Origin of the sequence: Clostridium sp. 1001270J_160509_D11 (assembly GCF_015667935.1) — a bacterium.
GTDB lineage: Bacteria > Bacillota > Clostridia > Peptostreptococcales > Peptostreptococcaceae > Intestinibacter.
This window is the reverse complement of sequence record NZ_JADPET010000119.1, coordinates 1-9395: the sequence shown is the minus strand read 5'-3', so window position 1 is coordinate 9395 and position 9395 is coordinate 1. Positions and strand designations below refer to the sequence as shown.

8 protein-coding genes are annotated in these 9395 nt (G+C 30.5%); 2 read left to right on the top strand and 6 right to left on the bottom strand.

The genetic code is table 11. The features are described from left to right. The 4 genes from I4U58_RS14160 to I4U58_RS10560 all read right to left on the bottom strand — a co-directional run. On the bottom strand, nucleotides 1-224 hold a 224-nt coding region (locus I4U58_RS14160; protein WP_243269609.1), incomplete at its 3' end, for a FeoB-associated Cys-rich membrane protein. Nucleotides 225-275: 51 nt separating this feature from the next. Further along, nucleotides 276-2336, bottom strand: coding sequence for a ferrous iron transport protein B (feoB, locus tag I4U58_RS10570; RefSeq protein ID WP_195931312.1), 2061 nt, complete (start codon nucleotides 2334-2336; stop codon nucleotides 276-278). A 112-nt stretch (nucleotides 2337-2448) separates the two neighbouring features. Next, nucleotides 2449-2673, bottom strand: coding sequence for a FeoA family protein (locus I4U58_RS10565; protein WP_022072102.1), 225 nt, complete (start codon nucleotides 2671-2673; stop codon nucleotides 2449-2451). Between the two features lie 29 nt (nucleotides 2674-2702). Beyond that, the gene (locus tag I4U58_RS10560) at nucleotides 2703-2915 is read right to left on the bottom strand and encodes a FeoA family protein (protein WP_195931311.1); all 213 of its coding nucleotides are present in this window, start codon (nucleotides 2913-2915) and stop codon (nucleotides 2703-2705) included. Nucleotides 2916-3179: 264 nt separating this feature from the next. On the opposite strand from I4U58_RS10560, the gene I4U58_RS10555 reads away from it, so the two are divergent. Next, entirely contained in the window at nucleotides 3180-3737 is a 558-nt protein-coding gene (locus I4U58_RS10555; protein WP_195931310.1) for a DUF3793 family protein, read from the top strand. 32 nt (nucleotides 3738-3769) lie between these two features. On the opposite strand, the gene I4U58_RS10550 is transcribed toward I4U58_RS10555, so the two are convergent. After that, on the bottom strand, nucleotides 3770-5068 hold the full coding sequence (locus tag I4U58_RS10550; RefSeq protein ID WP_195931309.1) for a hypothetical protein: 1299 nt from the start codon (nucleotides 5066-5068) through the stop codon (nucleotides 3770-3772). 184 nt (nucleotides 5069-5252) lie between these two features. Between I4U58_RS10550 and I4U58_RS10545 the strand changes: the two genes are divergently transcribed. After that, nucleotides 5253-5630: a hypothetical protein gene (locus tag I4U58_RS10545; protein WP_195931308.1), complete on the top strand. Its 378-nt coding sequence runs from the start codon at nucleotides 5253-5255 to the stop codon at nucleotides 5628-5630. A 153-nt stretch (nucleotides 5631-5783) separates the two neighbouring features. Here I4U58_RS10545 and nifJ read toward each other — a convergent pair whose 3' ends face one another. Continuing rightward, complete coding sequence (nifJ, locus tag I4U58_RS10540; protein ID WP_195931307.1) at nucleotides 5784-9317, bottom strand: pyruvate:ferredoxin (flavodoxin) oxidoreductase; 3534 nt, start codon at nucleotides 9315-9317, stop codon at nucleotides 5784-5786. Nucleotides 9318-9395 lie beyond the last annotated feature (78 nt).

Below are 9395 nucleotides of genomic sequence, written 5' to 3'. Positions count from 1 at the left end.
GCTACAGCATTTTCAAAACTTTCATTAAGTGATTTTTCATCTTCTTTTGCAAATCTAGATAAAACAAAATCTGCTAATATATCTGCATGGCACTTGTCAGCTGAAGAACAGTTGCTACAACCACAGCCACAACTACTTTTGCCAGATTTTGACTTTTTGATAAAATTGCCAATTGTCGCAACCACTATTAATATCGCTACTATTGCAATTATCCAATTGATCATTTTAATTCATCTCCTATTTATACATTATACACTTATTTAAGTGAAATTTATCTAAAAGATAAACATACAAACATGGTATACGATGAATGCTACTATATAAGCAGTTATCATTTGGAATGCTATTGTTATTCCAGTCCATTTCCAAGAACCCATTTCTTTCTTTATAGCACCTACTGCTGCGAAACAAGGCATGCAAAGTAAGTTAAATGCCATATATGAGAATGCTGCTGCTTGAGTGAATACTGCTGATAATCCTGGAAGTGCTGCTGTACCTTCAGCTGCTGCTTCTGATACTGCATCTGCTGCACCGAATAATACACCGAATGTAGAAACTATATTTTCTTTAGCTATCCATCCAGTTACAACTGCAACTGATGCTCTCCATTCACCAAATCCAAGTGGTGTAAATATCCATTGTATTCCTCTACCTATACTAGCTAATATAGATTCATCCATTTCACACATTCCACTGAAGTTGAAACTAGATAAGAACCATATAAGGATAGTTGATCCTAAGATTATTGTTCCTGCTTTTATTGCGAATCCTTTAACTTTTTCCCATGCATGTATTAATACACTTCTTAAAGTTGGTATTCTATATTGAGGAAGCTCCATTATAAAGTTTGAAGTTTCACCTTTGAATAAAGTGTTACTTAATATTAAAGCTCCTATTACTGCTACTACTATACCTATCATATATATAGAGTAAATTATTAATGTTTGATTATATTGTGTAAATAAAGTTGCAGCAAACATTAAGTATATTGGTAATTTAGCTCCACAAGACATGAAAGGTGTTATCATTATAGTTAATCTTCTATCTTTTTCACTTTCAAGTGTTCTAGATGCCATAACTGCTGGTACTGAACAACCATATCCCATTAAAAGTGGTATGAAAGATTTTCCTGATAAACCAAATTTTCTAAATAATCTATCCATAACGAAAGCAACTCTCGCCATGTAACCACTGTCTTCTAAGAATGACATTAATAAGAATAATACTAATATTTGTGGTAAGAATGATACAACTCCTCCTACCCCAGCAAGGATACCATCGCCAACAAGTCCTGTTGCCCAATCAGCAGCACCCATGCTTTCTATTGCACCCATTATAGTTTCTGTAAATGGTCCATCCCAAAAATCAGTAACTATAGTTTGTAACCATACACCTATACCTAAAGGTCCTTCACCAAAAGTGATTGAGAATAATGCATACATAATTACTAAAAAGGCTGGTATAGCTATAATTCTGTTTGTAAGTACTTTATCTATTTTATCTGATGTTGTTTCTTTTCTTTGACCGTTTGCTTTAAGCGGTTTGCTAACTGTTTTATTTACTACTTCTGATATGAATTTATATCTTTGGTCTGCTATTTCAGCTTCTGTGTCTCCATTGAAGTCACTATTTGCTTTTTCTACTATTGAAGTTATTTTTGCTCTTTTATTTCCTGGTAATTTTTCAATTACTATTTCATCTTCTTCAAGTATTTTTATTGCTTGCCACATTTCATATGAGCTAGATTTGTGATTTTGATTATCGTTATCATCAAGTAATCCCACTATCTCTGTTATATAGTTGTTAACTTGTGGTGAAAATACTTCTAAGTCGTTACTTTGTGTTTTTGATGAAGCTATCTTTTGTGCAGCTTCCATTAATTCATTTACACCTTTTCCATTTCTTGCAACTATTGGGATTACTGGTACACCTAATATTTTTGAAAGTTTTTTAACGTCTATTTTTGTTCCTGATGCTTCAACTTCGTCCATCATATTTAAAGCGATTACAGTAGGTATTTTAGTTTCTAATACTTGTAAAGTTAAATATAAATTTCTTTCTATATTAGTACCATCTACTATGTCTATTAAAACATCTGGGTTTTCATCAACTATGTAGTCTCTTGCTACTATTTCTTCTGCTGAATATGGAGATAAAGAATATATACCTGGTAAGTCTACTATCTCTATTTCCTTATTTTTTTTATATTTACCTGTTTTTTGTTCAACTGTAACACCTGGCCAGTTACCAACATGTTGTTTTGAGCCGGTTATATCGTTGAATAATGTTGTTTTACCGCAGTTTGGATTACCTGCAAGCGCAATTCTTATACTCATTTCGTCTCTCCTCTAAATATTATTACATTTTACCCCAATTACGTCATGATTTTTAATGTCATATTAAATTATATAAGTGCTATATACTATATTTATTTTATATGATTTAGAACTATTTTAAATTTATATGTTCTGCCTCATCTTTTCGTAAACTTAATTCATATCCTCTTAAGTTTACTTCTATTGGATCTCCTAAAGGCGCTACTTTTACAACTTCTACATCTACACCAGGAGTTATTCCCATATCCATTAATCTTTTTCTTACTGGTCCTTTTTTACCAAGGTTAAGAACAACACCTTTTTGCCCTGGCTTTAAATCTTTTAACGTCTTACTCATAAACATTTCCTCCCAATTAAATTGTGCAACTATTGAACTATAATTTTGTTTGCCATGCCTTTGTTTAAAGCTATTTTAGACCCTTTTATCATTAATATTATTCCACTATTGTTTTCAGAGATTACTTCTATTTTTTCTCCAGCTATAAATCCTAAGTTTTGTAAGTGTCTTTTTACGCTTTCTTTAGCACGTATTTCTTTAATTATTTTTTGTTCGCCAATATTCACCATAGTTAATGACATAACATGCACACCCTCTCTTTTTATTTTACTATTTTAAAGTGACGGATAATTGATAGTTAATAATAATTATCAAAATCATTATTTAACGATATCAATTATCATTTTTTATTTTTTATAGTTATATATTAGACCTTTTGGGTAAATTTGTCAACAACAATTGATAATAATTCTTATTTTAATTATCCCGATTTTGCTATATTAAATTTGTAATTCTAGAATAAAATTTTACTTTACTTTTGATACTATATATAGGAGGTATGCTATATGTTTCAAGAGAAATTAATCAAATTTTGTTCACCTACATTAGTTGGCTTTAAATGTGGTAGTTTATTTAAGGTTAAGTGTGATAATTCATACCCACTAGATAAAATATTAGCACAATATAATATCAAATATAACGGCAAAGGGGTTTTCTTCATCAATCTACTAAAAAGAGATAATTCTTCATTAATATATGTGTATAGACCTATAAAGTTAACTAAAAATTTATCCTCTATAGCTGCACATAATTTCTTAAAATCATATGGATATAAATTAAACGATTTAGACAGTGATTTAAATTATCTTAAATATAGATTTGAATCTTTACAAAAAACACCCCACGAAATAGGAGTTTTTTTAGGCTACCCTATTTGGGATGTAAAAGGTTTTATTGATAATAAAGGAAAGGATTTTAAGTATTGTGGCACTTGGAAGGTGTATAATAATACCGACTATGCCAAGATTTATTTTAAGAAGTGTAAATACTATACAAATTTATATTGTAAATTGTTTAGCTTAGGAGTTCCATTAGAATATTTAATTTTAAAAAATAGCTTATAGATATAAATTTAAAATTAATGTATATCCATAAGCTATTTATTTTTTTCCTTTTTAAATTTTGAAATTATCTTTTCTAAAATGCTTATTTTCTTCTTATATGGTTTATCAATTATATTATCGTCATATTGGTCAAATTCTACTTGTTTATGTAATCTCAAATCATCTATAAATTGATTTATGCAATCTCCTACAGACTCTTTATCTAAGCATTCTGAAGTTAGATATACACAAAAGTCTTCTGGCTTCATTTCTCTATAATCGATATTTTCTAATAGTGATTTTATTTTCAGGTTTGATTTATCCTTATCGTCGTATTTAATTACAACTTTATTCTCTTTTATTTCAAAAGATATAATGTATATTTTCTTATAGTCTTTATATATAAAATAAGGATACTCTCCTTCAAACTCATTTAGTTTTAATATAGGAATTATTTTATTTTGGATATAGTTATTGATATTTGTAGCAAATTTAGTATTTGGAAATTGATGTTTATCTTCAAAATCTTTACATGCATTTTTAATTGCTATTGAAAAATCTGAATAAATCCTATAAATAGGTTGGTAATAATAACAATGATTAGGATAATTATATCTATTTTCTTTATATTGTTTTAAATTATAATTATTATCATTTTTCCCCAATGCTTTTAAATTATTTAAGTATATCACTATTTCTTCTTTAATTTCATCTATCCCTTTAACTTTATCTCTATAAAATTCAAGTGCTTTTAATGCCTGTTCTAACTCAATTTTTTCTATATTTATATCGTTTGTTTTTAATAGATCTTCTTTATCTAGTGAAAATTCTTGATTATATTGTTTTTCTAATTGTAATAAATTTAAGATAAGTATCAGCAAAGCATATTTAATTAGCTCTCTTTCTATATAATTGAGTCCATTATCCCCAAATATTTTGTATTTCATCAATATGTTTTTTGCTTCTTTAACTGCTAACAAAACTCTATAGTTATCTTTATTCTCGTCTTCTGATATATTTATCTTGCTATAATCCCAAAATCTTATCCTACAAATTATATCCTCGCAATATAAAACAACCTTATATCTTAATTCTTTATTATTTATATATAGAGGTATCTCATAGCCTTTATCTACCTTTTTAACATCTAATAATATTATTTCACTCTGCTTATTTATCTCTTCTAGGACTTTGTCTTTATTTTGTTGTATATTTATTAATTCTAATTTAATCTGGGCAAATTCGCCTAATTCTATATTAAATATTGATAAATCTTTATTTATAGAGACATCTATAAAATGGTTATAAGTATTTCCTATAGTATTGATTATTTCTTCATAATATTTATTCATAGGCACCTCCAGAATCTTAAAATTATATCTCTTACAAAAATTATAATAGATTTTTTAGATTTTATATATATTATTTATCATAAACATCAAAATTTACCTTAAAAAGGAAAAATATCTTTAGATTTAAATATCTATATTATATAATTGTATATACATAGTAAATATACTACAGGGGGACTACAAAATGGAAAATGGATTAATGAATAGCCGTATGATGGGCTTTACTGATGTTAGGGGATTAAATATATTAGAAGATGCTATAGCTAAATTTCCCAATGAAAATTATAAGGATATAGACATACAAAAAAGTCTAGACCAATATGATTTATTTAGAAAAGAAACTCAATTTGATGAGATATATGGAGATTCAGACAGAACGATGGATTTAGGTGATAATAAAGTACTACATATTTTTGAAGGCCGTAAATTCGAGCTTGCTTTATTTGACTCAAATGATGTCGCTATAGGAGCTGCCACTATATTTGGAGGGGGATTTAAAACTTATTTAAATGAAAAACAAATAGAAGAGATATTTGTAGTTCAATCAATTGAACTGAAATAATATATTTTAATAAATTTTTTATAATTATATATCAATCTTATAATTATATATCAAAATGGCGAACCAAATGGTTCGCCATTTTTTATATGTTAAATTAGTTATAATAAGTAACTAATTTATAAATTCTATTTTATATTAGACACAATATGATTCTTATTGATCAGCTAATCTCTTATAGCTTTCTAATCTATCTTTAGAAGATTGTTCAGCCATAGCAAATAATTCTTCAGCTTGTTCTGGGAATTGTTTAGCTATAGAAGCATATCTTACTTGTCCAAGTATGAAATCTCTGAAGCTTTCAGTTGGTTCTTTAGAATCTAATGTGAATGGATTCTTACCTTGTTCTTTAAGTTCAGGATTATGTCTGTATAAATGCCAGTATCCGCATTTAACTGCATCTGCTTCGTTTTGTATAGTTTTACCCATACCACATTTTAATCCGTGGTTTATACATGGAGCGTAGCATATGATTAGAGATGGTCCATCATAAGCTTCAGCTTCAACTATAGCTTTAACGAATTGGTTATAATCAGCACCTATAGCAACTTGAGCAACATATACGTTACCATAAGACATTGCCATCATACCTAAATCTTTCTTTCTAGATCTCTTACCAGCAGCAGCGAATTTAGCCATTGCAGCAAGTGGAGTAGCTTTTGAAGATTGTCCACCAGTATTTGAGTAAACTTCTGTATCAAATACTAATATGTTTACATCTTCACCAGAAGCTAATACATGGTCAACACCACCGTAACCAATGTCATAAGCCCAACCGTCTCCACCAAGGATCCATTGAGATCTCTTAACTAGGTAGTCTTCTCTAGATTTTATACTTTCTATTAAAGCTTTTGCTTCTTCGTTTTCTGGTTGAGCGTTGTTTAATAATTCAACAACTGCTTTAGAAGCTTGTACTGAAGCAGCACTATCTTCTTTAGCATCTACCCAAGCACCTAATACTTGAGAACATTCTTCAGAACCACAAACGTTCATTAAAGCTTTCATATCATCTTCTAATTTATTTCTCATTTGTTTAACTGCAAGTCTCATACCTAAACCATATTCAGCATTGTCTTCGAATAAAGAGTTTGCCCAAGATGGACCTTTACCTTCATGGTTGCAAGTATATGGAGTTGAAGGTGCAGAACCACCCCAAATTGATGAACAACCAGTTGCATTAGCTATCATCATTCTATCTCCGAATAATTGAGTTACTAATTTGATGTATGGAGTTTCACCACATCCAGCACATGCACCACTGAACTCGATAAGTGGTTGTTTAAATTGACTTCCTTTAACACTGTTAGGGTTCATTAAGTCAACTTTTGGAGCAACTTTCTTAGTATCAACAGCGTAAGCCCAGTTATCAACTTCTTGTTCTTGAGTTTCTAATGGTTCCATAACTAATGCTTTTTGTTTAGCTGGACAAACGTCAGCACAGTTTCCACATCCTGTACAGTCCATTGTACTAACTTGCATTCTGTATTTTAATCCTTTTAATTCTTTACCTTTAGCATCAACAGCTACAAATGATTCTGGAGCTTGAGCTAATTCTTCTTCAGTTACAAGAACTGGTCTTATACATGCATGTGGACAAACAAATGAACATCTATTACATTGTATACAGTTTTCTGGTTTCCATTCTGGAACATTAACTGCTATACCACGTTTTTCATATGCTGCTGTACCACATGGGAATGTACCATCTTCGTATCCTAAGAATGAAGATACTGGAAGGTCATTACCTTTTTGAGCAACCATAGGTCTTAATATATCTTTTATGAATGCTGGTTCATCTACTTCTGGTTTTTCGCCTTCAACAGCATCAGCCCAAGAAGCTGGAACATCAACTTTTACTAATGAATCTATACCTGCATCAACAGCTTTATAGTTCATGTTTACTATAGCTTCACCTTTTTTACCGTAAGCTTTAACTATAGATTCTTTTAAGTATTTAACAGCATCTTCTACTGGTATTATATCAGCTAGTTTGAAGAAAGCAGCTTGACATATCATGTTTATTCTGTTTCCTAAACCTATTTCTTGTCCTATTTTAACAGCGTTTAATGTGTAGAATTGTATATCATTTTTAGCGATATATTGTTTCATTTCAGCTGGTAAATGTTCATCTAATCCTTCAGCGTCCCATATAGTATTTAATACGAAAGTTCCGCCTTTTCTAAGTCCTTTTAATAAATCATATTTGTAAACATATGATTGGTTGTGACAAGCTATGTAATCAGCTTCATCTAATAAGTAAGTTGATTTGATTGGAGTATCACCAAATCTTAAGTGAGACATAGTTATACCACCAGATTTTTTAGAGTCATAATCGAAGTATGCTTGAGCATATTTGTCAGTATGGTCACCTATTATTTTTATAGCTTGTTTGTTAGCTCCAACAGTACCGTCAGATCCTAATCCCCAGAATTTACATCTTACAGTTCCTTTTGCAGATATTTTTATTGGTTCTGCAGCTGGAAGTGACGTGTTAGTAACGTCATCAACTATACCTATAGTGAATCCGTCAGCTGGTTGTTCTAAGTTTAAGTTTTCAAATACTGCATTTAAGTCAGTAGGTGTAGTATCTTTAGAACCTAATCCGTATCTACCACCAACTATAAGTGGAGCATTTTCAACACCTTTGTAGATGTTGCATATATCTAAGTATAATGGTTCTCCTAATGAACCTGGTTCTTTTGTTCTATCTAAAACTGCTATTCTTTCTACAGTTTCTGGCATTGCAGCTAAGAAATGTTTTTTAGAGAATGGTCTGTAAAGGTGAACTTTAACAACCCCTAATTTTTCTCCCTTAGCATTTAAGTAATCTATTGTTTCTTCTAAAGCTTCTGTAACAGAACCCATAGCAACAACTACATGTTTAGCATCTTCTGCACCATAGTAATCGAATAAACTATGTTTTCTTCCTGTTAATTCACTAACTTTAGCCATATTTTTTTCTACTATATCTACAATATTTTCGTAGTATTTATTTGAAACTTCTCTTGTTTGGAAGTAAATATCAGGATTTTGAGCAGTACCACGAGTAACAGGGTGATTTGGAGATAATGCTTTATCTCTAAATGCTTGAACAGCATCCATATCTAGTAATTGTGCATATTCTTCGTTATCCATTAATTCAACTTTTTGTATTTCATGTGAAGTTCTGAATCCATCAAAGAAATGTAAGAATGGTAAAGAACCTTCTATAGCAGACATATGAGCTACTGGAGCTATATCAGCAACTTCTTGAACAGAACCTGAACATAATAAACATGCTCCTGTTTGTCTACATGCCATAACGTCTTGATGATCACCAAATATTGATAAAGCTTGAGATGCTATTGCACGAGCTGTAACGTGGAATACACCTGGTAATAATTCACCTGCTACTTTGTACATATTAGGTATCATTAATAATAACCCTTGAGATGCAGTAAATGTTGAAGTTAATGCACCTGCTTGTAATGAACCGTGGAATGCCCCAGCAGCACCTGCTTCTGATTGCATTTCAACAACATTAACTTGTTGTCCAAATATATTTTCCCTTCCTTGTGAAGCCCATTCATCAACTAATTCTGCCATAGTTGAAGAAGGAGTTATTGGATATATAGCAGCAACATCAGTAAACGCATAAGCAACGTGAGCAGCAGCTGTATTTCCATCTACAGTTTTCATAAATTTAGCCATTTAGGAGTTATGCGTCACTCTACAGAAAATATAGAAATAAAAACAAAAGAAGATAAACCTGGTATAGATATAATTGTA

Excerpts from the sequence above, each read along its gene's own strand:
- feoB (WP_195931312.1), bottom strand. The coding sequence starts at position 2,336 with ATGAGTATAAGAATTGCGCTTGCAGGTAATCCAAACTGCGGTAAAACA.
- I4U58_RS10565 (WP_022072102.1), bottom strand. The coding sequence starts at position 2,673 with ATGAGTAAGACGTTAAAAGATTTAAAGCCAGGGCAAAAAGGTGTTGTT.
- I4U58_RS10560 (WP_195931311.1), bottom strand. The coding sequence starts at position 2,915 with ATGTCATTAACTATGGTGAATATTGGCGAACAAAAAATAATTAAAGAA.
- I4U58_RS10555 (WP_195931310.1), top strand. The coding sequence starts at position 3,180 with ATGTTTCAAGAGAAATTAATCAAATTTTGTTCACCTACATTAGTTGGC.
- I4U58_RS10550 (WP_195931309.1), bottom strand. The coding sequence starts at position 5,068 with ATGAATAAATATTATGAAGAAATAATCAATACTATAGGAAATACTTAT.
- I4U58_RS10545 (WP_195931308.1), top strand. The coding sequence starts at position 5,253 with ATGGAAAATGGATTAATGAATAGCCGTATGATGGGCTTTACTGATGTT.
- nifJ (WP_195931307.1), bottom strand. The coding sequence starts at position 9,317 with ATGGCTAAATTTATGAAAACTGTAGATGGAAATACAGCTGCTGCTCAC.